The 22,831-nt window shown below is 73.4% G+C and carries 20 protein-coding genes; 4 read left to right on the forward strand and 16 right to left on the reverse strand.

Annotated features, from left to right (window positions below; translation table 11 throughout):
• The first annotated feature begins 31 nt into the window (after positions 1-31).
• Positions 32-904, forward strand: coding sequence for a 3-hydroxybutyryl-CoA dehydrogenase (locus AMK11_RS28225; RefSeq protein ID WP_073730898.1), 873 nt, complete (start codon positions 32-34; stop codon positions 902-904).
• Here the strand turns inward: AMK11_RS28225 and AMK11_RS28230 are convergent.
• The 9 genes from AMK11_RS28230 to infC all read right to left on the reverse strand — a co-directional run bounded on the left by AMK11_RS28230 (position 895) and on the right by infC (position 10,786).
• On the reverse strand, positions 895-1,437 hold the full coding sequence (locus tag AMK11_RS28230) for an NUDIX hydrolase (RefSeq protein ID WP_073730899.1): 543 nt from the start codon (positions 1,435-1,437) through the stop codon (positions 895-897). The two genes, AMK11_RS28225 and AMK11_RS28230, sit on opposite strands and share 10 nt — an antisense overlap.
• A 116-nt stretch (positions 1,438-1,553) precedes the next feature.
• Positions 1,554-2,894 (reverse strand): transcriptional regulator, encoded by a 1,341-nt coding sequence (locus AMK11_RS28235; RefSeq protein WP_073730900.1) that lies wholly within the window; start codon positions 2,892-2,894, stop codon positions 1,554-1,556.
• 450 nt (positions 2,895-3,344) lie between these two features.
• Positions 3,345-5,858, reverse strand: a complete 2,514-nt coding sequence (gene pheT / locus AMK11_RS28240; RefSeq protein ID WP_073730901.1) for a phenylalanine--tRNA ligase subunit beta — start codon at positions 5,856-5,858, stop codon at positions 3,345-3,347.
• Entirely contained in the window at positions 5,858-6,979 is a 1,122-nt protein-coding gene (gene pheS, locus AMK11_RS28245; RefSeq protein ID WP_073730902.1) for a phenylalanine--tRNA ligase subunit alpha, read from the reverse strand. The genes pheT and pheS overlap by 1 nt, the downstream gene beginning before the upstream one ends.
• Positions 6,980-7,128: 149 nt before the next feature.
• Positions 7,129-8,268: a sensor histidine kinase gene (locus tag AMK11_RS28250; protein ID WP_073730903.1), complete on the reverse strand. Its 1,140-nt coding sequence runs from the start codon at positions 8,266-8,268 to the stop codon at positions 7,129-7,131.
• Between the two features lie 50 nt (positions 8,269-8,318).
• A complete protein-coding gene (locus AMK11_RS28255) occupies positions 8,319-9,167 on the reverse strand; it encodes a TrmH family RNA methyltransferase (RefSeq protein ID WP_073730904.1) in 849 nt (282 codons plus the stop codon).
• A gap of 179 nt (positions 9,168-9,346) precedes the next feature.
• Positions 9,347-9,730 carry a 50S ribosomal protein L20 gene (rplT, locus tag AMK11_RS28260; protein ID WP_016642495.1) on the reverse strand — a complete coding sequence of 128 codons (384 nt, stop codon included), beginning with the start codon at positions 9,728-9,730 and terminating at the stop codon, positions 9,347-9,349.
• 97 nt (positions 9,731-9,827) lie between these two features.
• A complete protein-coding gene (rpmI, locus tag AMK11_RS28265; RefSeq protein ID WP_003977225.1) occupies positions 9,828-10,022 on the reverse strand; it encodes a 50S ribosomal protein L35 in 195 nt (64 codons plus the stop codon).
• A 110-nt stretch (positions 10,023-10,132) separates the two neighbouring features.
• Positions 10,133-10,786: a translation initiation factor IF-3 gene (infC, locus tag AMK11_RS28270; RefSeq protein ID WP_079187748.1), complete on the reverse strand. Its 654-nt coding sequence runs from the start codon at positions 10,784-10,786 to the stop codon at positions 10,133-10,135.
• A gap of 385 nt (positions 10,787-11,171) precedes the next feature.
• Here infC and AMK11_RS28275 point away from each other — a divergent pair, with 385 nt between their 5' ends.
• Complete coding sequence (locus AMK11_RS28275; RefSeq protein ID WP_073730906.1) at positions 11,172-11,537, forward strand: DUF1844 domain-containing protein; 366 nt, start codon at positions 11,172-11,174, stop codon at positions 11,535-11,537.
• Between the two features lie 218 nt (positions 11,538-11,755).
• Here the strand turns inward: AMK11_RS28275 and AMK11_RS28280 are convergent, their stop codons facing one another.
• A complete protein-coding gene (locus tag AMK11_RS28280) occupies positions 11,756-12,490 on the reverse strand; it encodes an SseB family protein (protein WP_073730907.1) in 735 nt (244 codons plus the stop codon).
• 112 nt (positions 12,491-12,602) lie between these two features.
• On the opposite strand from AMK11_RS28280, the gene AMK11_RS28285 reads away from it, so the two are divergent.
• Positions 12,603-13,610: a serine hydrolase gene (locus AMK11_RS28285; protein ID WP_073730908.1), complete on the forward strand. Its 1,008-nt coding sequence runs from the start codon at positions 12,603-12,605 to the stop codon at positions 13,608-13,610.
• On the opposite strand, the gene mycP is transcribed toward AMK11_RS28285, so the two are convergent.
• Together mycP and AMK11_RS28295 are read right to left on the reverse strand one after the other, a co-directional pair.
• A complete protein-coding gene (mycP, locus tag AMK11_RS28290) occupies positions 13,595-14,773 on the reverse strand; it encodes a type VII secretion-associated serine protease mycosin (RefSeq protein WP_073730909.1) in 1,179 nt (392 codons plus the stop codon). The genes AMK11_RS28285 and mycP overlap by 16 nt on opposite strands.
• Positions 14,770-15,948 carry a hypothetical protein gene (locus AMK11_RS28295; RefSeq protein ID WP_241847101.1) on the reverse strand — a complete coding sequence of 393 codons (1,179 nt, stop codon included), beginning with the start codon at positions 15,946-15,948 and terminating at the stop codon, positions 14,770-14,772. Before AMK11_RS28295 ends, mycP begins: the two co-directional genes overlap by 4 nt.
• A 1,066-nt stretch (positions 15,949-17,014) precedes the next feature.
• Between AMK11_RS28295 and AMK11_RS28300 the strand changes: the two genes are divergently transcribed.
• Positions 17,015-18,217 carry an amino acid deaminase/aldolase gene (locus tag AMK11_RS28300; protein ID WP_073730910.1) on the forward strand — a complete coding sequence of 401 codons (1,203 nt, stop codon included), beginning with the start codon at positions 17,015-17,017 and terminating at the stop codon, positions 18,215-18,217.
• A gap of 16 nt (positions 18,218-18,233) precedes the next feature.
• Here the strand turns inward: AMK11_RS28300 and AMK11_RS28305 are convergent, their stop codons facing one another.
• From AMK11_RS28305 to AMK11_RS28320, 4 genes are read right to left on the reverse strand one after another with little or no spacing between them, the layout of a single operon-like run.
• The gene (locus AMK11_RS28305) at positions 18,234-19,223 is read right to left on the reverse strand and encodes a DUF2510 domain-containing protein (protein WP_073730911.1); all 990 of its coding nucleotides are present in this window, start codon (positions 19,221-19,223) and stop codon (positions 18,234-18,236) included.
• Positions 19,224-19,260: 37 nt separating this feature from the next.
• Complete coding sequence (locus AMK11_RS28310; RefSeq protein WP_073730912.1) at positions 19,261-20,043, reverse strand: 3-oxoacyl-ACP reductase; 783 nt, start codon at positions 20,041-20,043, stop codon at positions 19,261-19,263.
• Positions 20,044-20,049: 6 nt separating this feature from the next.
• Positions 20,050-21,417, reverse strand: coding sequence for an aldehyde dehydrogenase family protein (locus tag AMK11_RS28315; protein ID WP_383582852.1), 1,368 nt, complete (start codon positions 21,415-21,417; stop codon positions 20,050-20,052).
• 16 nt (positions 21,418-21,433) lie between these two features.
• Positions 21,434-22,801 carry a glutamine synthetase family protein gene (locus AMK11_RS28320; protein ID WP_073730914.1) on the reverse strand — a complete coding sequence of 456 codons (1,368 nt, stop codon included), beginning with the start codon at positions 22,799-22,801 and terminating at the stop codon, positions 21,434-21,436.
• Positions 22,802-22,831: the final 30 nt, after the last annotated feature.

The following is a 22,831-nucleotide window of genomic DNA, read 5'->3' on the forward strand; positions in this document are numbered from 1 at the left end:
TGCCAGCCGTGGAGTCAGCGAAAGGGACGATGTGACCGGCATCTCGGGAGATATCGCACGCGTCGGCGTGGTGGGCTGCGGTCAGATGGGAGCGGGCATCGCCGAGGTGTGCGCCCGCTCCGGTCTGGACGTGATGGTCGCCGAGACCACCGGCGAGGCGCTGGAGATCGGCCGGACCCGGCTGTACAACTCGCTGACCAAGGCCGCCGAGCGCGGGAAGATCACCGAGGAGGAGCGGGACGCGACGCAGGCGCGGCTGAGCTTCACCACCGACCTCGGCGAGTTCGCCGACCGTGATCTGGTGATCGAGGCCGTCGTCGAGAACGAGCAGGTCAAGACCGAGATCTTCCAGGTGCTGGACCAGGTCGTGACCCGGCCGGACGCCATCCTGGCCTCCAACACCTCCTCGATCCCGCTGGTGAAGCTGGCCGTCGCCACCTCGCGGCCCGACCACGTCATCGGCATCCACTTCTTCAACCCGGCCCCCGTGCAGCAGCTGGTCGAGCTGATCCCGGCGCTCACCACCTCCGAGGGCACGCTCAGCCGGGCTCAGCTGTTCACCGAGAAGGTGCTCGGCAAGCACGCCATCCGCGCCCAGGACCGCTCCGGCTTCGTGGTCAACGCGCTGCTCATCCCCTACCTCCTCTCGGCGATCCGGATGTTCGAGTCGGGGATCGCCAGCCGCGAGGACATCGACAACGGCATGGAGATGGGCTGCGCCCACCCGATGGGCCCGCTGAAGCTGTCCGACCTGATCGGCCTGGACACGGTCGCCTCGGTCGCGTACTCGATGTACGAGGAGTACAAGGAGCCGCTGTACGCCGCTCCCCCGCTGCTCCAGCGCATGGTCGACGCGGGCCGGCTGGGCCGCAAGAGCGGCTCGGGCTTCTACACCTACGGCTGACGGCTCTGGGACCTGAGGTGGTGCAGCAGGAGTAACGCGGCCGCCATGTTGGCGGCCGGGACCTCCCCGCGGGCGACCAGGTCGGGAACGACCTTGAGGGGGACCCATTCCCGGCGGTCCGACTCGAAGTCGTCCACGGGGTGTCCGACGTACGTTCCCTCCCCGGCCCAGTAGACGTGGTGCCGGGCGTCGGTGAGCCCGTTGGACGGCTCCACGCTCATCAGGTGGCGCAGCGGCCCCGGCCGCCAGCCGGTCTCCTCCTCCAGCTCCCTGGCCGCCGCCACCGCGACGTCCTCGCCGTCCTCGACTACGCCGGCCGCGAGTTCCCAGCCCCAGCTGTCGGTGATGAAGCGGTGCCGCCACAGCAGGAGGACCTCGTCGGCCTCGTTCACGACCGTGGCCACGGCCACGGGGCGCATGCGTATGAGGAAGTGGTCGAGGTGCCGGCCGTCCGGCAGCCCGACATCGGCCAGATTGACGCTGAACCAGCGGTTTGAGTACACAGTTTGTTCGTTCTGCTTCGTCCACTGCACGGTTCTGCCACCTTTCCTGAGGTAGGTGGCAATATCGCAGCCGGAGCGGCCCCACAGCAGGCGCACGGTGCCCGCTCTGGGCGCAGCGGTGGCGCAATGGGGCCCGGGCCGGGACGTCAGAGCGGTACGCGCAGCGCACCGTCGATGAGTTCGGCGGCCTCGGCCGTACCGGCGCAGCCGCTGCGCACCAGGTGCTCGCGCACCGCGCGGAGTCGGTCGCGCAGGCGCTGGGACTCCATTCCCCGGGCCTGTTCGGTCATCTCCACCGCGGTGGCCACCGCCTTGTCGGCGTTGCCCTGGCGCAGTTCGATCGTGCTGAGCATGGCGAGCCGGTGCACCCGGCCGCGGTCGTGCGCCGGGTTGTCGACGGCCGCGGCGGCGTGCTCGGCCGCCGCCGTCAGCTCGCCGAGGCTCAGCAGCGCCTCCGCCACCTGGACGTTGACCAGCCCGGGCTGGACATAGCCGGTCTCGTCGGGTTCGTAGCCCCGCCGGATGCGTTCGGCGGCCTGCTCGGCCCGCCGGATGCACGACAGCGCGCTCGTGCCGTCGCCGAGGTGGGCGTACGCCTTCGCCTGCATCGCGTACAGGTCGGAGGCGAGCGCCGGGGTGGTGTGCGGACCGGCGGTGCGCAGGGCGGCCTCGGCGAAGGCGACGGCCTGCCGGTACTCCCGCATGAACAGCGCCTGGTTGACCAGCAGCGCGATGACGTAGGCGCCGAGGCCCCGGTCGCCGCTGGCCTTCGCCAGCCGCAGGGCCTGGTGGAAGTAGCGCTGCGCGAGGCCGTGCGCGTCGGAGTCGTACGCGCAGATGCCGGCGACCGCGACCAGGCCGCCGGTGGCGCGGTGGAGCTGGCGGCCGGTGGCGTCGGTGTAGCTGCCGCGCAGCAGCGGGGCGGCCTCGGAGTTGAGGAACCCGACGATGCGGGAGCGGGTCGCCATGCCGCCGGCCTTGCGGTACATCTGCTCGTAGTGGGCACGGGCGCAGCGCAGCAACTCCAGGTCGGCCGGGGTGACTGGGTGCCGGCCGCCGCGTGAGACGTCGACGTCCTCGGGCGGGTTCTCCCACTCCCACACCGGCATCACGGCGGGCGTGCCGGTGAGCGCGGGGGCGCCGAGGATGTGCGGGCGCCGCTGCTGGTCGGAGCGCCACAGGGCGGTGGCCCGCTCCACGAACCCGGACAGTGAACCGGTGTGCGGGGCGGCCGGTTCGCCGGGGACACCGAGGCCGATGTCGTCGAGGGTGACGGACCGGTGCAGCCGGGCCGCGAGGACCTCGCAGATCAGGTCGGGCACCTGGCCGCGCGGCCGCTGCCCCTTCAACCACCGTGCGACGGCGGTGTGTTCGTACCTCAGTACGAGCCCCCGGGCCCGGCCCGCCTGGTTGACGTGCGCGGCCAGTCCCGCGTGCGAGATCCCGGCCTCGTCGAGGATCGCGTCGAGCAGGGTGTTGGGCTGCATGGGTGCCCCCGGTGACTCGGTGCCGACAGCGTAGTGCGTCGGTCTTCACACGGGGTGTGAACGGAGTACGCGCATCCGCAGCGTGTGCGCGCTGTCGCGGAGAGTTCGGGGCCGGTTGACTGAAGGGCCTCGAAAGAGGCCGGCCGGGCCGCCGGCTCCCCCTCGTACAGTGCGGCGGCCCGAGTGCACGCCGTCCGCCCAGCTGCCTGCCCGACACTCCGTGGCGGGGCGGACGGCTCCGCCGGTTGTGCGGGGCGAGTGAACGCCGTTCAGGGTGCGGGTGCGTCGTCGAGTGCGGGGCGCGTCGTGGTTGCTCGCGCAGTTCCCCGCGCCCCTTATCGGCGTCAGGGTGACGTCCCCCAGGGGCGCGGGGAACTGCGCGACCAGCCACCGGCTACCCGCAGTCGCCAATCGGCAGAAGCCCCCCGCCCCTCGGGCGAACGCGAACCCCTAACTGCGCAGCACCGCTCCGACCCGCTCGCCCGCGAGGGCAACCGCGGCATCGCGCGCGGCCGACGCCTCGTCGACCGTCAGCGTCCGGTCCCCCGCGCGGAAGCGCAGCGCGTACGCGAGGGACTTGCGCCCCTCACCCAGCTGCTCCGCGTTGGCGTAGACGTCGAACAGCCGGATGGACTCCAGCAGTTCCCCCGCGCCCTCGCGCAGCGCCGCCTCGACCTCCGACGCCGGGACGAACTCCTCGACGACCAGGGCGACATCCTGCGTCGCGACCGGGAACGTGGAGATGCCCGGCGCCTGCGGGGTGTCGTCGCCGACGCCCGCCACCGCGTCGAGGTCCAGCTCCATCGCGCAGGTGCGCGCGGGCAGGCCCAGCGTCTTCAGGACGCGCGGGTGCAGCTCACCGGCGTGTCCGACGACGCGGTCCTCGCCGTCCACGGTGATGAACAGCTCGGCGCAGCGGCCCGGGTGCCACGGCCCGTACTGGCCCTTGCGGATACCCAGTTCGGCGCCGGCCTCGCGGGCGACGGTCCGGGCGGACTCGACCGCGTCGGCCCAGTCGGCCGGACGGCCCTTGCCCCACCAGCCGGCCTGTTCGCGGGCGCCGGCCAGGACGACGGCGACGTGCCGCGGCTGGTCGGGCAGCGCGGCGTCCAGCGCGGCGAGGTCGTCCTCGCTGGGGCGCCGGTCGACGGGCAGGTTGGCGGCGACGCGCTGCTCGTCGCGCGGGTGGAAGACCAGGCCGGTCTCGAAGAGGGCCAGGTCGTGCGAGCCGCGGCCGTCGTTGCGGCGCAGGGCGCCGAGCAGGCCCGGCAGCAGCGAGGTCCGCAGCGCGGGCTCCTCGTCACTGAGCGGGTTGACCAGCTTGACGACGCGGCGGGCCGGGTCGTCGGCGTCCAGGCCGAGCTGGTCGAAGACCTGCTCGCTCACGAACGGGTAGTTCGGCGCCTCGACGTAACCGGCACCGGCCAGGGCACGCCCGACCCGGCGGTGCAGCCGCTGGCGGGCGGTCAGGCCGCGGCCCGCCGGGGGCCGGGGCAGCGTGGAGGGCAGGTTCTCGTAGCCCTCCAGCCGGATGACCTCTTCGGCGAGGTCGTTGATGTCGTCGAGGTCTGGCCGCCAGGACGGGACGGTGACGATCAGCTCGTCCTGCCCGTACACGTCGCAGCCGACCGCCTGGAGGCGGCGTACGACGGTCTCGCGCCCGTACGCCACACCCGCGACCTTGTCGGGGTGGTCGGCCGCCACGGTGATGGTGTGCGGCACGGGCGGGGCGCTGATCTCGGTGACGCCGGCCTCGGCGGTGCCGCCCGCGAGCAGCACCAGCAGGTCGACGGTGCGCTGCGCGGCGGCGGCCGCGGCCTGCGGGTCGACGCCGCGCTCGAAGCGGCGGGAGGCCTCGGAGGACAGCTTGTGCCGGCGGGCGGTGCGCGCGATGGCCACCTGGTCGAAGTGGGCGGCCTCGATGACCACGTCACTCGTCGCGTTCTCGGTGTCGCCGTGGTCGGCGATCTCGGTGTTGGCGCCGCCCATGACACCGGCGAGGCCGATCGGGCCACGGTCGTCGGTGATGACCAGGTCCTCGGCGTGCAGCTTCCGCTCGGTGCCGTCGAGGGTGACGATCGTCTCGCCCTCCTCGGCGCGGCGGACGCCGATCGTGCCCTGGACCAGGGAGCGGTCGTAGGCGTGCAGGGGCTGGCCCAGCTCCATCATCACGTAGTTCGTGACGTCGACGGCGAGGGAGATCGGGCGCATGCCGACCTTCTGGAGCCGGCGCTGGAGCCAGATCGGGGAGCGCGCCTCGGCGCTGAGGCCGGTCACCGTGCGGGCGGTGAAGCGGTCGCAGCCGCTCGGGTCGGCGATCTTCACCGGGTAGCCGTAGGCGTTCGGCGCGGGCACGTCCAGCAGGGCCGGGTCGCGCAGCGGCAGGCCGTAGGCGATGGCGGCCTCGCGGGCGACGCCGCGGATGGACAGGCAGTCGCCGCGGTTGGCGGTGACGGCGATGTCCAGGACCTCGTCGACCAGTTCCAGCAGCTCGATGGCGTCCTTGCCGACCTCGGTCTCGGGCGGCAGCACGATGATGCCGTGGGTGCCGTCGTCGCCCATGCCCAGCTCGTCGCTGGAGCAGATCATGCCGTGGGACGTCTTGCCGTAGGTCTTGCGGGCGCTGATCGAGAAGCCGCCGGGCAGGGTGGCGCCGGGGAGGACCACGACGACCTTGTCGCCGACGGCGAAGTTGCGGGCGCCGCAGACGATCTCCTGGGGCTCACCGGTGCCGTTGGCCTGGCCGACGTCGACGGTGCAGAAGCGGATCGGCTTCTTGAAGCCCTCCAGCTCCTCGATGGTCAGCACCTGGCCGACGACGAGGGGGCCCTTGAGGTCGGCGCCGAGGTGCTCGACGGTCTCGACCTCCAGCCCGGCCGAAATGAGCTTGGCCTGTACGTCACGGCCGGTCTCCGTCGCCGGCAGGTCGACGTACTCCCGCAGCCAAGAAAGCGGGATCCGCATCAGATCTCCATCCCGAACGGCCGGGTGAACCGGACGTCACCCTCGACCATGTCTCGCATGTCCTCGACGTTGTGGCGGAACATCAGCATCCGCTCGATGCCGAACCCGAAGGCGAAGCCGCTGTACTTCTCGGGGTCGACGCCGCAGGCGGTGAGCACCCGCGGGTTGACCATGCCGCAGCCGCCCAGCTCGATCCAGCCCTCGCTGGAGCAGGTGCGGCAGGGCCGGTCGGGGTTGCCGACGGACGCGCCCTTGCAGACGTAGCAGAGCATGTCCATCTCGGCGGACGGCTCGGTGAAGGGGAAGAAGTTCGGCCGCAGCCGGGTCTTCATCTCCGCGCCGAACAGCGACTGGACCATGTGGTCCAGGGTGCCCTTGAGGTCCGCCATGGTCAGGCCCTCGTCGATGGCGAGCAGCTCGACCTGGTGGAAGACGGGGGTGTGCGTGGCGTCCAGCTCGTCGGTGCGGTACACGCGGCCGGGGCAGATCACGTAGACCGGCAGCTCGCGGGAGAGCGCGGAGCGGATCTGCACGGGCGAGGTGTGGGTGCGCAGCACGACGCCGGACTCGGAGCCGCCCTGCTCGCCCCGCACGAAGAACGTGTCCGCCTCGCCGCGGGCCGGGTGGTCCGGGCCGATGTTGAGGGCGTCGAAGTTGAACCACTCGGCCTCGGCCTCGGGGCCCTCGGCGACCTCGTAGCCCATGGCCACGAAGACGTCCTCGATGCGCTCGGAGAGCGTGGTGAGCGGGTGGCGGGCGCCGGCCGGGACGCGGTCGTGGGGCAGCGTGACGTCCACGGCCTCCTCGACCAGGACGCGCGCGTCGCGCTCGGCCTCCAGCTCGGCCTGGCGGGCGGCGAGGCCCTTGTTCACGGCGCCGCGGGCCTGGCCGACGCGCTTGCCGGCCTCGGCCTTGGCGTGCGGGGGCAGGGCGCCGATCTCGCGGTTGGCCAGCGACAGCGGGGAGGTGCCGCCGGTGTGGGCGACCTTGGCCTCCTGGAGCGCGTCGAGGGAGTCCGCGGCGGCGAAGGCGGCGAGCGCCTCGTCCCGCATGCGCTCGATCTCTTCCGGTTTCAACGCCTCGACCTCGACAGGGTCGTACGACTTATTCGGTGCCGACATCTCTTCCCGTGCTTCCGATTGGCTGGCTGATGGTCCCCGTCACCGGCTCGTGGACGAAGCGTCTGCGTCGAGCGTCTCCGCCTGCGGGACACAAAGGTGCCAATGGCCGAGTCTAACGGGGCGGAGGGAGGCGAATGCGCCCGCGGTGCTCAGGCCAGGTAGGCCGGTGCCGCCACGGGCAACGTAAATCGGAACTCCGCGCCGCCGCCGGCGGCTCGTCCGACCGTGATGGTGCCGCCGTGGGCCTCGACGATGCCCTTGACGATGTACAGCCCGAGGCCGGTGCCGCCGCGCTTGCTGCCCCGCCAGAAGCGGGTGAAGACGCGGTTCATGGACTCCTCCGGGATGCCCGCCCCCTCGTCGCTCACCGTGACCGACGTGCCGGTGTCCTCCCCCTCGCGGGGTGACTCCGTGGGCGTGACGTCAATGGTGACGGTTCCCTCGCCGTGCCGCACGGCATTTTCCAGCAGGTTGCTGAGCACCTGGTCGATCTTGTCCGGGTCGGCCCACAGGTCGGGCAGCGGCTGCGCGAGGCGGAGCAGGAAACGGTCGGCCTCCTGGCCGGCGGCGACGTACGCCTGGATGTGGCGGCCGACGGCGGCGCCGATGTCGACGGGCTGGCGGCGCACCTCGAGGCGGCCCGAGTCGATCCGGGAGATGTCGAGCAGCTCGGCGATGAGGCGGGTGACGCGGTCGGCGTCGGCGTCGACGGTCTCCAGCATCAGCCGCTTCTGGTCGTCGGTGAACCGCTCCCACTTGGCCAGCAGGGTGGCCGTGAAGCCCTTGACGGAGGTGAGCGGGGAGCGCAGCTCGTGGGCGACGGTGGCGATCAGCTCGGCGTGGCTGCGTTCGGTGCGGCGCCGGGCCTCGGTGTCGCGGAGGGTGACGACGACGCGGTGGACGGGGCCGAGGCGCTGGGCGCGGACGTAGCGGGCGGAGACGAGGACCTCCCGGCCGCCGGGCAGCAGGAGGTTGCGCTCGGGCTGGCGGACGCGGATGGCGAGGCCGCCGTAGGGGTCGGTCAACTGCCACCAGCGCCCGCCCTCCAGGTCCTCCAGGGGCAGCGCCGTCTCCAGCCGCTGTCCGAGGGCCTGGTCGGCGGGGGTGGCGGTGATGCGCGCGGCGGCGGAGTTGAAGCAGACGACGCGGCCGTGCTCGTCGGCGACGACGAGCCCGTCGGGCAGCTGGTCCGGGTCGATGCCGAGGCCGGCGGGATCACCGGGCGTGCGCGGCGCGGGCGGACGCGGCGCTTCCCGTGCTCCCGGTGCGCTGCTCGTGCCGACGCTCATCCCCGTACCCCACCTCTCAGCCGTGCGGGGGCCCTGAGCTGGTCACCCTACTAGGCCTCGGTGACGGAGCGGCACCCTCCGGCGGCGCGCTGTGCACGCGCCGACGCGTAGAGACATACGGCGGCGGCGGTGGCGAGGTTCAGGCTCTCGGCCTTGCCGTGGATCGGGACGCGCAGGACGGCGTCGGTGAGGGCGCGGGTCTCCTCCGGCAGTCCCCAGGCCTCGTTGCCGAAGACCCAGGCGGTGGGGCCGCCCATGGTGCCCGCGTCCAGCTCGGCGTCGATGTCGTCCTCGCCCGCCCCGTCGGCGGCGAGGACACGCACCCCGGTGTCCCGGAGCCCGGCCACGGCCTGCTCGACGGGGATGCCGACGGCGACGGGCAGGTGGAACAGGGAGCCGACGGAGGCGCGTACGGCCTTCGGGTTGTACAGGTCGACGGAGGCGTCGGTGAGCACGACGGCCTCGGCGCCGGCGGCGTCGGCGCAGCGCAGTACGGTGCCGGCGTTGCCGGGGTCGCGGACGTGGGCGAGGACGGCGACCAGCTTCGGCCTGGCGGCGAGGATCTCCTCGAACGGCGTGTCCAGGAACCGGCAGACCCCGACCAGGCCCTGCGGGGTGACGGTGGTGGAGATGTCCTCGATCACCGCCTCGGCGGCGAGGTGGACCCGGGCCCCGGCGTCCCGTGCGGCCCCGACGATGTCGGCGTACCGCTCGGCCGCCTCGACGGTGGTGAACAGCTCGACCAGCGTCTCCCCGTACCCGGCGGCCTCCCGCACGGCCTGCGGCCCCTCGGCCAGGAACAGCCGCTCCTTCCCCCGGAAGTTCCGCTTGGCCAGCCGCCGCGCGGCAAGCACACGGGGGGACCGGGGGGAGATCAGCTCGGGGGAGGCGGGACGCACTCTACTCACCTTTACAAGTAAATCGACGCGGGCTGAGGCGCCCCCTCAGGGGCGCGGGGAACTGCGCGACCAGCTCCAACGGACCCGCGGCAGACGACGAACCGAACAACGGCAATCGAAGGGACCCGCAGGCTTCAGGCCTGCGGGTCCCTTCGACTACGGCTCAAGCCAGCGCAGCGTCACGCCGCCTTCGGCGCGTTCACATCGCTCGGCAGCGCCTTCTGCGCGACCTCGACCAGCGCGGCGAACGCGTTGGCGTCGTTGACGGCCAGCTCGGCCAGGATCTTGCGGTCCACCTCGATGTTGGCGGCCTTCAGACCCTGGATGAAGCGGTTGTAGGTGATGCCGTTGGCGCGGGCAGCGGCGTTGATGCGCTGGATCCACAGCTGGCGGAAGTCACCCTTGCGCTTCTTGCGGTCGTTGTAGTTGTAGACCAGCGAGTGGGTGACCTGCTCCTTGGCCTTGCGGTACAGGCGCGAACGCTGACCGCGGTAGCCGGAGGCCTGCTCGAGGATCGCCCGGCGCTTCTTGTGGGCGTTGACTGCCCGCTTGACGCGTGCCACTTGTTAACTCCTTGTAGCGGGGCCGCGGTGGTGCTCACGCGGCCCGGTGTCGAATGGGTCCCGGTCCTGCCGTACGGCGCTCAGTGGCGCCCGTACGTCACTTGCCGAGAAGCTTCTTGATCTTCGCGGCGTCGCCCGGGGCCATCTCGGCGTTGCCGGTGAGGCGACGCGTCACGCGGGACGACTTGTGCTCGAGCAGGTGGCGCTTGCCGGCGCGCTCACGGAGCACCTTGCCGGAGCCGGTGATCTTGAAGCGCTTGCTGGCACCGCTGTGCGACTTGTTCTTCGGCATAGCGCCGTTCTCTCCTCGTCGGTGGCGCTCCGATGCCCGGTCGTGAAACCGGGCACGGTGGAGCATCGCTCTTGTATCGGTTACGTCCTGGGGGCCGGAGCCCCCCGGGGTCACGCCTCTGCGGGAGCCTCGGCCGGGGCCTCGGCGTCCACGGCGTCGGTCTCCGCGGCGTTCTGCGACTTGCCGGGGTTGGCCTTCGCGTCCGCCTTGCGGGCTTCCTGCGCCTGGCGAGCCTCGGCCATCGCCTCGGTCTTCTTCTTGTGCGGACCGAGGACCATGATCATGTTGCGGCCGTCCTGCTTCGGGTTCGACTCCACGAACCCGAGGTCGGCCACGTCCTCCGCGAGACGCTGCAGCAGTCGGTAGCCGAGCTCCGGCCGGGACTGCTCGCGACCACGGAACATGATCGTGATCTTGACCTTGTCGCCCTGCTTGAGGAACCGGACGACGTGACCCTTCTTGGTGTCATAGTCGTGCGGGTCGATCTTCGGCCGGAGCTTCATCTCCTTGATGACCGTGTGCGCCTGGTTCTTGCGCGCCTCACGGGCCTTCATGGCCGACTCGTACTTGAACTTCCCGTAGTCCATGAGCTTGCACACGGGCGGACGGGCGTTCGCCGCGACCTCGACGAGGTCGAGGTCGTACTCCTGCGCAAGCTCCAGGGCCTTGGCAAGCGGGACAATCCCGACCTGCTCGCCGCTGGGACCGACAAGTCGCACCTCGGGAACGCGAATCCGGTCGTTGATGCGGGGCTCGGCGCTGATGGATCCTCCTCGGTAGCACCACGCGACGGTCTGGCGGACAGCCGCGTAACGTCTGTGTTCGATAGACCTAACCGCGCCGGCGCAACAAAAATGCCCCGGACGATCACAGGCGGGGCTCCTCGTTACTACCGGAGCACCGCCGCGATGTGATCGCGGGGCGCGATTTCGGGCCGGCCGCCGCCGCTGGGACGGGACCGCCTGACCGGTGACCCGCCGTCCTGAGGACGGCCAGGTGGGAGTTCGGAGCCTCCACTTGTGGGCCGGGCTCGCTGCCGTGGGGCGCGCGTGTCCGACCGGTCGTTACACAAGGTTAGCAGCTCGGCGGGGGAACGGCTAACCGAGACCGAGTGGGGCGGCGGGCCGCCCTGCGCCTATCGTGAGCGGCATGAGTGAGACCCCTCCTGAATCCTCGGCGAATCCCGACTTCGACGCCATGACCCGCGACATCGCCGAGGTGCCGGCCGTCGAGGTGATCGTGACGGTCGCCGTCAACCTGATGAGCGCCGCCGCCGTGAAGCTCGGACTGACCGAGGAGGGCGAGGCGCACAAGGACCTGGACGAGGCCCGCAAGCTGGTGCACGCGCTGGCCGGTCTGCTGGACGCGACGGCGACCGAGATCAGCTCGTTCCACGCGGCGCCGCTGCGCGACGGCCTGAAGTCGCTCCAGCTGGCCTTCCGCGAGGCGTCGCTCGTCCCGGACGAGCCGGGCCAGGGTCCGGGCGAGAAGTACACCGGCCCGGTCTACAGCTGAAACGGCTCCGGCCGGCCCGAGCTCAGGGCCTGTCCGGCGGATTCAGGTCGCAGGAAAGGTGCGGCGCCTCGTCGGCGCAGGTGAGCGCGAGCGAAGCCGAGCGTGCGGGAGTCGGCAACCGACGACAACGCCGCTGGGGGGGCACCTCCCACGCCCTTCAGGCAGTGGGGGAGGGCGTGCCGGCCCACGCGTCTGCGGCATGATCCGCCGGACAGGGCCTAGCTGCCCCGCACGTACAAGGGCTCGCCCGGCGGCATCGCCCCGGCCGGCAGCAGTGCCAGGTCGAGGCCGCGCACCAGGCGGGCCCTCAGTGTCTCGTCGGCGGCCAGCCGCTCGGCGACGGCACGGGCGGCCCGCGCCGGTTCGGCCCCGGGGTCCAGGAGCAGCGCGAGGGTGCCGTCGGCCTGTCCCGGCCCGAGGTGCGCGCGCAGCACGGCGGGCTCGGCGGCCAGGGCGGCGCGTACGGCGTCGGCGACGGCCGGGTCGGCGAGCGGGTCGGTCGTCGTACGTCCCTCGGCCAGTGCGAGCAGCACCCGTCCGGTCAGCTCGAACGGCACCGGTCCGGCCAGGTCCAGGACGACGGTGTCCGCCTTCTCGTGCGCGGCGGCCTGGAGCGCCTGATGCACGGGTACGGCCACGGGGCGGGCCTTCGGGTCCCAGCGCGCGAGCGACTCGGTGGACGTGAAGGCGGGCAGCCCGGTCCGGCCGCCGGCCTTGAGCGTCGGTACGGCCATGTCGCTGGTCTTCTCGCGGCGCAGCCCGTTCTCGTCCTCCTCCACCTCACCGAGGACGGCCACCACGGGCACGAGCAGCCGGGCGCTCTTCAGCGCCTCCAGCACGGGTGCCAGGGCGGTGCGGTCCTCGGCCCAGGCGGCGAGCGCGGCGCTCAGCCGGGGGTCGGCGGAGCCGTCGTCGTCGGAGAAGGCGGAGTCGGGGATGTTCTTGTTCGCCACGGTCCCCGAGCCTATCGGGGGCCGGACGGCCGTCCTCACCGGCCTCTCACGGCTGCTGGGCCACTCCTACTCCGCGTCACCGAGCGTGAAGCCCATGCCTAAGATCGCGGCCATGGAGCCTTCCAGAGTCCAGCGAAGACGGCAAGCCCGGCGGGTCCGACGAGCGCGGCGGCGACGCGCCCTGATGTGGTGTGCCCTGGTCACGTTCGGTGTCGCGGGCGGTACGGCCGCCTGGACGGTGTACTGGCCAGGGCACGCGCGCTCCGGCGCGGGTGACGCCGCGCCCTCGTCGGCCGCGGTACCGGCAGGAGGGAAGGCGTCGGTGAAGGCATCAGCGGAGGCATCGGTGAAGGCGCTCGAGCCGGTCCAGGACCGAGACCCGCGGCTGGCCGCGGCCATGTCGTCGGTGACCGTGGCGGACGGCGTCGAGATCGCGGTGGCGGTGCTCGACCCGGAAACCGAGGATGGCGCCTCGTACGGCGCGGGCCCCTTCGCCACGGCGAGCATTGTCAAGGTCGACATCTTGGCCGCGCTGCTTCTCCAGGCACAGGACGCGGGGCGGACGCTGACCGCGGCGGAGAAGGCGTACGCCGTGGCGATGATCGAGAAGAGCGACAACGCGTCGACGTCCGCGCTCTGGGAGTCGATCGGGAAGGCGGACGGGCTCGACGCGGCCAACGAACGTTTCGGGCTGACCTCGACCGAGGGCGGTGAGGGACCGGTGTGGGGGATGACGCAGACGACGCCCGCCGATCAGGTCGCCCTGCTGCGGCAGGTGTTCGTGGCGGACGGTTCGCAACTGAGCGAGGCGTCACGGGCGTATGTGCGGGGGCTGATGGAGCGGATAGCCCCGGGGCAGCGCTGGGGGGTGTCGGCGGCGGCCGACGGTTCGGCGTGGGCGCTGAAGAACGGCTGGCTGCGGCGCAGCACCACCGGGCTGTGGGTGGTCAACAGCATCGGCCGGGTCACGTCCGGTGGCCACGACCTCCTGGTCGCGGTGGTCTCGCGGGGCAGCACGACCATGGCGGAGGGGGTCTCGCTGACCGAGGAGGCGGCGAAGGCGGCGGTGTCCGTGTTCGCGTCGGCGGGCAGCGCCGACCAGGGTCAGAAGTCGTCGTAGCGTTCGCGGCGGCCGCGCCACAGGACGACGGCCGCGACGATCATGACGCCGCCCGCGCTGCCCGCCAGGGGCGCCGCCCAGGCCGAGGTGCCGTCGTCGGAGGCGGGGGCGTCCGGGCCCGGGCCGAAGTACTTCTCGCCGTACGCCGCCGACCTCAGGCCCTGCGGCTTCAGCCGTCCGGCCGCCTCGATGGCGGCGGCGGGGTCGACGAAGCCGTAGCCGCGGGAGTCGTCGCGGCCCCCGGCCGGGGCGTTGCGGGCCGTGTCCTCCAGGAGGCTCTTGACCTGGGCCGGGGTGAGGTCCGGGTGGGCCGACTTCACCAGGGCGGCGGCGCCGGAGACGAAGGCGGAGGCGGCGCTGGTGCCCCAGCCCTCGTAGTAGCGGTGGTCGGGGTCGGCGATGATCACGTCGACGCCGGGGGCACTGACCGTGGCGTACCAGCGGCGGGTGGAGAAGGAGGCGCGGGTGCCGTAGCGGTCGACGGCGGTGGCGGCGATGACGCCCGGGTAGGCCGCCGGGTAGGAGATGTGGTCGCCCTTCTCGCCGCCGTTGCCGGCGGAGGCGACGACGACCACGCCCTTCTTCAGGGCGTACTGGATGGCCTCGTCCTCGGCGGGCTCGGGGTGGGCGGAGGCCGAGTCGTCGCCGAGGGAGAGGTTGATGATGTCGGCGCCGTGGTCGGCGGCCCAGCGGATGCCTTCGGCGAGGGCGTTGCCGCGGGTCTTGCGGGCCTTGGCGCGGGAGGGGTCGCCGTCCTCCAGGATGACGCGCAGGGGCAGGATCTTCGCCTCCGGGGCGACGCCCATGACGCCCTCGGAGTTGCCGGGCCCGTGGCCGTGACCGGCGATGATCCCGGCCATGGCGGTGCCGTGCCGGGCCCAGGCGCGGTCGCCCTCGCTCGCGCCGAAGCCGACCAGGTCCTTGCCGGTGAGGACGTTGCCGGCCAGGTCCGGGTGGTCGGCCTCGACGCCGGTGTCCAGGACGGCGACGGTGACGCCGGCGCCCTTGGTGGTCTGCCACGCCTTCGCGGTGTGCATGGCGTCCAGGGACCACTGCTGGGCGCGGATGCCGTCGGCGTGCGCGGCCGGTGCCGGGACCAGGACGAGGGCGGCGGCGAGGAGGAGGCTCAGGGCTCCCGTCGCACGGGTTCCGTTGGTGTTCACGAGGGGTGCTCCGTGGGCGCGCCGACGTTCCCCCGCAGGGCGCGTTCGACGCGGTCGGCGAGGCCCTGCGCCTCGTGGCCGAGGCCGGCCTGGGCGGGGGCCGAGGCGGCGCCGGATTCCAAGGCCTGTTCGGCGGGCTCGGGCTCGTCGACGGTGCGGTCGTCGGCCCAGCCGGAGACGGCGTAGACGACCACCGGGGCGTCGGTGAGGACAGAGACGGTCCAGGAGGCCCGTTGCGGCGCACCGAACCCGGCGGCGACGGTGCCCTCGGCGGCGTACGGCAGCGGCATGAGGTCGGCACGGCGGCCCAGGCCCTCCTTCTCGAACCGGCCGGCCAGCGCGGTCATGGCGGCGGCGTCGGCCTTGGCGAAGAGCAGGCCGACGGTGGTGACGTGGCTCTGGGTGGCGTCGGTGTAGGTGGCGCGCAGCAGGCGCGTGCAGCCGACCGGGTCGAGCACCTTGGCCAGCAGCGGGTCGAAGGCGCCGGCGCAGTCGCCGTCCGGGGCGACGGCGACCCGGGTCCAGGTGCGGTCGGCGCCACCGGGGCCGGCGCCCCGCCCCTGGACGGTGGGCGGAAAGAGCTGGTCGACCGGCACGCTGTGCCACAGGTCCCCGGCCGCGGCGAACGCGTCGCGCGCGCCGCCGTCCCCGGAGTCCCCGGCGAGCCAGCTGCCGGTCACGGCGCCGGTGACCAGTCCCAGCCCGAGTACGAGGCAGACGGCCGCGGCGACCGCCTGGGGCCTGCCGCGCCCACCGAGCGAACGCGGCCGGGCGAGTCCGTCGTACCCCTCGGGCTCCCCGAACGACACCCAGGGCCGCCCGTCGCCCGGGGCCACCGGGGCGCTCCAGGACAGCGCGGGGTCGGGGGCGGCGGCCGCCTCGTCCGCAGGGCGGGGGGCGGGGCGGGGCGCGGCTGCGGACTCCGGTGCGGGTGCCCGATCCGGCTCCGGCTCCGCCGGGACGGGGCGGAGACGCCTGGTCGTCTCGGACGCGTGCTCCGCGGGCCCGGCAGGACGGCGGCGGGGCGACGGGTCGGGTGCGGCGCCCGCCCGGGAGGCCTCGGCGGGGGCGCCGGGGCCGACGGACGGGGACGCGGGCGTCGTCGGGTGCGGTGTCTGCGGCGTGCCACTCCCGGAGGGCTCCCCGGCATACGGGGACGCGGGCGTCGCGGGCACGGCAGGACGGCGGCGGGGCGACGGGGCGGGTGCGGCGCCCGCCCGGGAGGCCTCGGCGGGGGCGCCGGGGCCGACGGACGGGGACGCGGGCGTCGTCCGGTGCGGTGTCCGCGGCGTGCCGCTTCCCTCACCGGCCTCGCGGCCGACGGTCGGCGGGGTGTCCGGGAAGCGGGCGGACGCCCGGGGCGGCGGCGCGGAATCGGTGGCCCGGAAACGCGGGAAGTGGTGTGGGGCGCCGTCCGAGGTGTGCGGGGTGTACGAGTCACTGGCCCGACGCGTCTCTGCGCGGTTTCCCTCCCCGCGCGGCGCCGCCCAGTCGCCCTCCCGGCCGTCAGCGGGGGGTGCGGGTACGCGACCGCTGCCCGGGGACGCGGATTCGTGCGGGCGGCCGCTGTCCGCGGCACCGCTGTGCGGCGTCGCCGTCGGGCGGGGCGGCGCCTGCCGACGGTCCGGTGCGGCCGAGGGCCCCGGGGAGCCGGGGTGCCCGTCCGGGCGGGGCGGGGCTCCCGTGGACGGCGGCGCCGCGGGGCGCGGCGGGGTGTCCGGGCGGCGTCCGCCCCCGGAGCGCTCACCCGTACCGGACGGACCTTCCGGCGAAGACGGCGTTCCCGGCTGGAGCGAGGCGTCGCCGCGCAGCTCACCGCCGGAGCGCAGGCGTTCGTCGCCCTGGGACTGAACCGCCCTCGCCGAAGGCGGCGTCCCGGGGCGGGGCGGAGCCGCAGAGTTGGGTGGGGTGTCGGGGCGTGGGGGGAGGGAGGCGCGGCGCGCTTCCGTGCTCATGCACCCCCCGTTCCTCGGGCCCGGGCCGATTCTCCGGCGCGGGCCGGTGATGTCGTCTCCTGCCCCGGCCCGGCGCGGAACGTTCCGTCCCGGGCACGCATACCCGCACGGGAGGACCGCCATCCCGGCCTGAGCCCCGGGGGCCCGGCCGCCGGGGTCGCCCCGCCGTGCGTGCGCGTCACTCTACGGCGTGACCCCGCCCGGCGGGGAACCAGTCCGCGCGCCCGTGGCATTGGCCCGGAACGTCCCCCTACCCTGCGGTAATCCTGTCTGGCAGGCTGCGGTCATGACCGCACGCGCCGCCGACCGGGCCCGCTACGACCGGGCCACCGCCCATCTGGACGCCCCCGTGGCGATCGTGGACCTGGAGGCCTTCGACGCGAACGCCGACGACCTGCTGCGCCGGGCCGGCGGGAAGCCGGTCCGGGTCGCCAGCAAGTCCGTACGCTGCCGTGCGCTGCTGGAACGGGTCCTGGCCCGGGAGGGCTTCGCGGGCGTCATGTCGTTCACGCTGGCCGAGTCCCTGTGGCTGGCGCGCTCCGGTTTCGAGGACGTGCTGCTCGCCTACCCGTCGGCGGACCGCGCCCGGTACGCCGAGCTGACCGCCGATCCCAAGCTCGCCTCCGCCGTCACCGTGATGATCGACGACCCGGCGCAGCTGGACCTCATCGACGCGGCGCGCGACGGCGGCGGGGAAGTCGTGCGGGTGTGTCTGGAGTTGGACACCTCGCTGAAGCTGCTCGGCGGGCGGGTGCGGGTCGGGGCCCGGCGCTCCCCGCTGCACTCCCCCGCCGAAGTCGCCGACCTGGCCCGCTCGGTGGCCCGCCGGCCCGGCTTCGAGGTCGTCGGCGTCATGGCGTACGAGGGGCATGTGGCCGGTGTCGGGGACGCGGTGGCGGGGCGGCCGCTGCGGTCGCGTGCCGTGCGGCTGATGCAGGCCGCCGCCCGCCGGGAACTGGCCGAGCGGCGCGCGGCGGTGGTGCGGGCGGTCCGGGCCGTGGCGCCCGGCCTGGTGTTCGTCAACGGCGGCGGCACGGGCAGCGTGCAGCACACCGCCGCGGAGGACGCGGTCACCGAGATCGCCGCCGGGTCGGGGCTGTACGTGCCGCGGCTGTTCGACAACTACACGTCGTTCCGGGGCCGTCCCGCCGCGCTGTTCGCCCAGCCCGTCGTGCGGCGCCCGGGGGTCGGGGCCGTGACCGTGCTCGGCGGGGGCTACCCCGCCTCCGGTGCGGCCGGGAAGGACCGGCTGCCCGTGCCGTACCTCCCCGAGGGGTTGCGCTACGACCCCCAGGAGGGCGCCGGCGAGGTGCAGACGCCGCTGCTCGGCACTCCGGCCGACGATCTGCTGATCGGCGACAAGGTGTGGTTCCGGCACGCCAAGGCCGGCGAGCTGTGCGAACGGTTCGACACCCTGCACCTGGTGGAGGGGGACGCGGTGACGGCCACGGTGCCGACGTACCGGGGCGAGGGGCACACCTTCCTCTGACCCGCCGCCCGGCGGCTCAGTCGGACGGGCCGATGCCGCTGCCCACGCCACCGCCCGTGTCCGCGTCGCCGACGGGCCGGATGCCGTCGGTGATCTCGTCCATCACGGCGAGCGGCGGTCCCTCCTCGCCCGCGTCGAAGACGTAGCGGACGAGGATCGGGGACTCGGTGCCGACGGTGGAGGGGAAGACCAGCGACTGTACGTAGCCGCCGGGGCCCTTGGCCGTCGTCACCCGCCAGCGCACGTAGTACCCGGCGCGTCCGGCGACCGCGACCGGTCCTGCCCCGACCTGTTCGTGGGACTCGATGCCGCCGAAGGGTTCGCCGCCGACCGGATCGCGGTCGTAGGCGTCCTCGGCCGCGTCCTCGATGTCCTGCTCGGCGAGGGCCTTCGGGGAGGACTCGGTGCTGCCCGTGACGGTGCGCGAGATGACCAGGCCGTGCCGGCAGACGCCGCCGTCGCCGGGGCAGTCGTAGGTGCCGTCCGTGGTCATCATGACGTCGTCCTCGGCGATGTACCGGGGACGCACCCAGCCGTCCGGCAGCGGGAAGGTGATGCCGTTCAGCGGGTCCTCGACCACGGCCGGGTCGTCGGCGGAGGATTCGGAAGCGGCCGGTGAGGAGGACGGTGGCGTACTCGTCGGCGCCGGGGCGCCGGTGGTGGCCGTGACCGGCGGGGTCCGTGCCTCGGGTGCGTCGCCGTCGTCCTCACCCAGGAGGAACACACCGGTGACGACCGCCGCCACCAGGACCGCCGCGGCGGTGGTGAGGGCGATCGCCCTGGCCCGCCCGCCGCCGCCCGCCGGCCCGCGCTGCCCGGGGCCGCCGCCGGTGAACAGCGGCACGGTCGACGACGGCGGCGGCTCCGGGGGCCCGTACCCGGTGGGCGGCCCGTATCCGGCGGGGGCCCCGGGCACGCGACGGTGCTCCGTCCAGGCCGTGCCGTCCCACCAGCGTTCCTGGTGCGGGGCCGACGGATCGGGGTACCAGCCGGGCGGCGGCGTCATGCTCATTCCGGCACTGTAGGACGCCGCCCGCCCCGGTCTACAGCGGTGTGACGTACGCCCCGGAGATCCCGCCGTCCACCAGGAAGTCGGTGGCGTTGACGAAGGAGGAGTCGTCGCTGGCCAGGAAGGCGACGGCGGCGGCGATCTCCTCGGCCTCGGCGAACCGCCCGAGCGGGATGTGCACGAGGCGGCGTGCGGCCCGCTCCGGGTCCTTGGCGAACAGCTCCCGCAGCAGCGGGGTGTTGACCGGGCCGGGGCACAGGGCGTTGACGCGGATGCCTTCCCGCGCGAACTGCACGCCCAGTTCCCGGGACATGGCGAGGACACCGCCCTTGGACGCGGTGTACGAGATCTGGCTGGTGGCGGCACCCATCCGCGCGACGAAGGACGCGGTGTTGATGATCGAGCCCCTGCCCTGGCGCCGCATGTAGGGGATGGCGGCCTTGCAGCACAGGTAGACGGAGGTGAGGTTGACCTCCTGGACGCGCTTCCAGGCCTCCAGTCCCGTCTCCAGGATGGAGTCGTCGTCGGGCGGCGAGATGCCGGCGTTGTTGAACGCGACGTCGACGCTGCCGTAGGTGTCGTACGCCGCCTCGAACAGCGCCTCCACCTGCTCCGGGTCGGTCACGTCGGCCTTGACGAAGGTGCCGCCGGTCTCCTCGGCCGCCGCCTTGCCCCGGGTCTCGTCCACGTCGCCGCAGACGACGTGGGCGCCCTCGGAGGCGAGCCGGCGGGCGGACGCGAGGCCGATGCCGCTGCCGGCCCCGGTGACGACGGCGGTGCGGCCGGCCAGACGGCGGCAGATGATGTCCTCGGTCATGAGTGGCTATGCCTCCGTGCTGATGAAGACGTTCTTGGTCTCGGTGAAGGCGGTGAGCGCGTCGGGGCCGAGTTCGCGGCCGAGACCGGACTGCTCGAAGCCGCCGAACGGGGTCCAGTAGCGCACACTGGAGTGGGAGTTGACCGACAGGTTCCCGGCGCGCACCGCGCTCGACACCCGCAGGGCGCGTCCGACGTCCCGGGTCCACAGCGAGCCGGAGAGGCCGTAGTCGGTGGCGTTGGCCAGGCGGACCGCGTCGGCCTCGTCCTCGAAGGGCAGGACGACGGCGACGGGGCCGAAGACCTCCTCGACGGCCACGCGGGCGTGCGCGTCCACGCCGGTGAGGACGGTGGGCGGGAACCAGAAGCCGGGGCCGCCCTCGGGGGCCTTGCCGCGGATGGCGTCGGCGTCGTCGGGGACGTAGGAGCGGACGCGGTCCAGTTGGGCGCGGGAGATCAGCGGGCCCATGTCGGTGCTCTCGTCGGCCGGGTCGCCGACGCGGACGGACTCGATCGCGGGGGCCAGGAGGGCGAGGAAACGGTCGTACACGGTGCGCTGGACGAGGACGCGGGTGCGGGCGCAGCAGTCCTGGCCGGAGTTGTCGAGGAAGGACATGGGGGTGGCGGCCGCGGCGGCCTCCAGGTCGGCGTCGGCGAAGACGATGTTGGGGCTCTTGCCGCCGAGTTCGAGGGTGACGGGCTTGAGGAGGGCGGCGCCCTCGGCGGCCACCCGCCGGCCCACGGCCGTCGAGCCGGTGAAGACGATCTTCGCGACGCCGGGGTGCCGGACGAGGGCGTCACCCGCGACCGGTCCGTGCCCCGGCAGGACCTGGAACAGTCCCTCGGGAAGGCCTGCCTCCAGGGCCAGTTCGGCCAGGCGGAGCGCGGTCAGCGGGGTGGTCTCGGCGGGCTTGAGGAGCACGGCGTTGCCCGCCGCCAGCGCCGGTGCGGTGCCCCAGGCCGCGATGGGCATCGGGAAGTTCCAGGGGGCGATGACGCCGACCACGCCCAGCGGTTCGAGGATCGTCACGTCGAGCCCGCCCGCGACCGGGATCTGCCGTCCGGTGAGCCGCTCCACTCCCCCGGCGGCGTAGTCGAGCAGGTCGCGGACGTTGCCGGCCTCCCAGCGGGCGTTGCCGACGGTGTGCCCGGCCTCCATGACCTCCAGCCGGGCCAGTTCCTCCAGGTGGCCGTCGACGGCGGCGGCGAAGCGGCGCAGCAGCCGGGCGCGGTCGCCGGGGGCGAGGGCGGCCCAGCCGGCCTGCGCCCGCACGGCCCGTACGACGGCGGCGTCGACGTCGGACGCCGATGCCGCGGGGACGGTGGCGACGACCTCTTCGGTGGCGGGGTTCAGTACACGCAGCAGGTCGGGCAGGTCGGACAACGGTGCCTCACATGCGTTCGAAGGAGCGGCGCAGTTCCCAGTCCGTGACGGCGGCGTCGTAGGCGTCGAGTTCGACGCGTGCCATGTTGCGGTAGTGGGCGACGACCTCGTCCCCGAAGGCGTCCTTGGCGAGGGTGCTGTTCTCCCACAGCTCGGCGGCCTCGCGCAGGGTGGCCGGGACGTGTTCGTAGTCGGCGGCGTAGGCGTTGCCGGGGCAGGGTTCGGGCAGCTCCAGCCGCTGTTCGACGCCGTACAGGCCCGCCGCCACCATGCCGGCCACCGCTAGGTACGGGTTGACGTCGCCGCCGGGGAGCCGGTTCTCGAAGCGCAGGGAGCGGCCGTGGCCGACGACGCGCAGGGCGCAGGTGCGGTTGTCGTGGCCCCAGGCGACGGCGGTGGGGGCGAAGGAGCCGGGCTGGAAGCGCTTGTAGGAGTTGATGTGCGGGGCGTACAGGAGGGAGAACTCGCGCAGGGCCACGAGCTGTCCGGCGAGGAAGTGCCGCATGACGTCGGACATGCCGCCTTCCCCGTCGCCGGCCATGACGCTGCGGCCGTCGGCGTCGGCGAGCGAGAGGTGGATGTGGCAGGAGTTGCCCTCGCGTTCGTTGTACTTGGCCATGAAGGTGAGGGACATGCCCTCCTGGGCGGCGATCTCCTTGGCCCCGGTCTTGTAGACCGCGTGCTGGTCGCAGGTGACCAGGGCCTCGTCGTAGCGGAAGGCGATCTCGTGCTGGCCGGGGTTGCACTCCCCCTTGGCGGACTCGACGGTCAGGCCGGCGCCGGCCATCTCGTTGCGGATGCGGCGCAGCAGGGGTTCGACGCGGCCGGTGCCGAGGACCGAGTAGTCGACGTTGTACTGGTTGGCCGGGGTCAGGCCGCGGTAGCCGGCGTCCCAGGCCTGTTCGTAGGTGTCGCGGAAGACGATGAACTCCAGCTCGGTGCCGGCCCGCGCGGTGAGGCCGTGCCCGGCGAGGCGTTCGAGCTGGCGACGCAGGATCTGGCGGGGCGCGGCGAGCACCGGGGAGCCGTCCTCCCAGGCCAGGTCGGCGACGGCCAGCGCGGTGCCCTCGTGCCACGGCAGGCGGCGCAGGGTGGCCAGGTCGGCGTGCATGGCGAAGTCGCCGTAGCCGCGGTCCCAGGAGGACATCGCGTAGCCGTCGACGGTGTTCATGTCGGCGTCGACGGCGAGCAGGTAGTTGCAGCCCTCGGTGCCGTGCCGCAGGACCTCGTCGAGGAAGAAGCGGGCGGCGAAACGCTTGCCCTGGAGGCGTCCCTGCATGTCGGGGAAGGCCAGGACGACGGTGTCGAGGTCGCCGGCGGCGACGAGGGCGTGCAGTTCCTCGACCCCGAGCGGGGGCGTGCGGTCTGCTGCCACGGGGGGAGCCTCCTTCGGCCGGGAGCCATA

Source organism: Streptomyces sp. CB02414, assembly GCF_001905385.1.
Classification (GTDB): Bacteria; Actinomycetota; Actinomycetes; order Streptomycetales; family Streptomycetaceae; genus Streptomyces.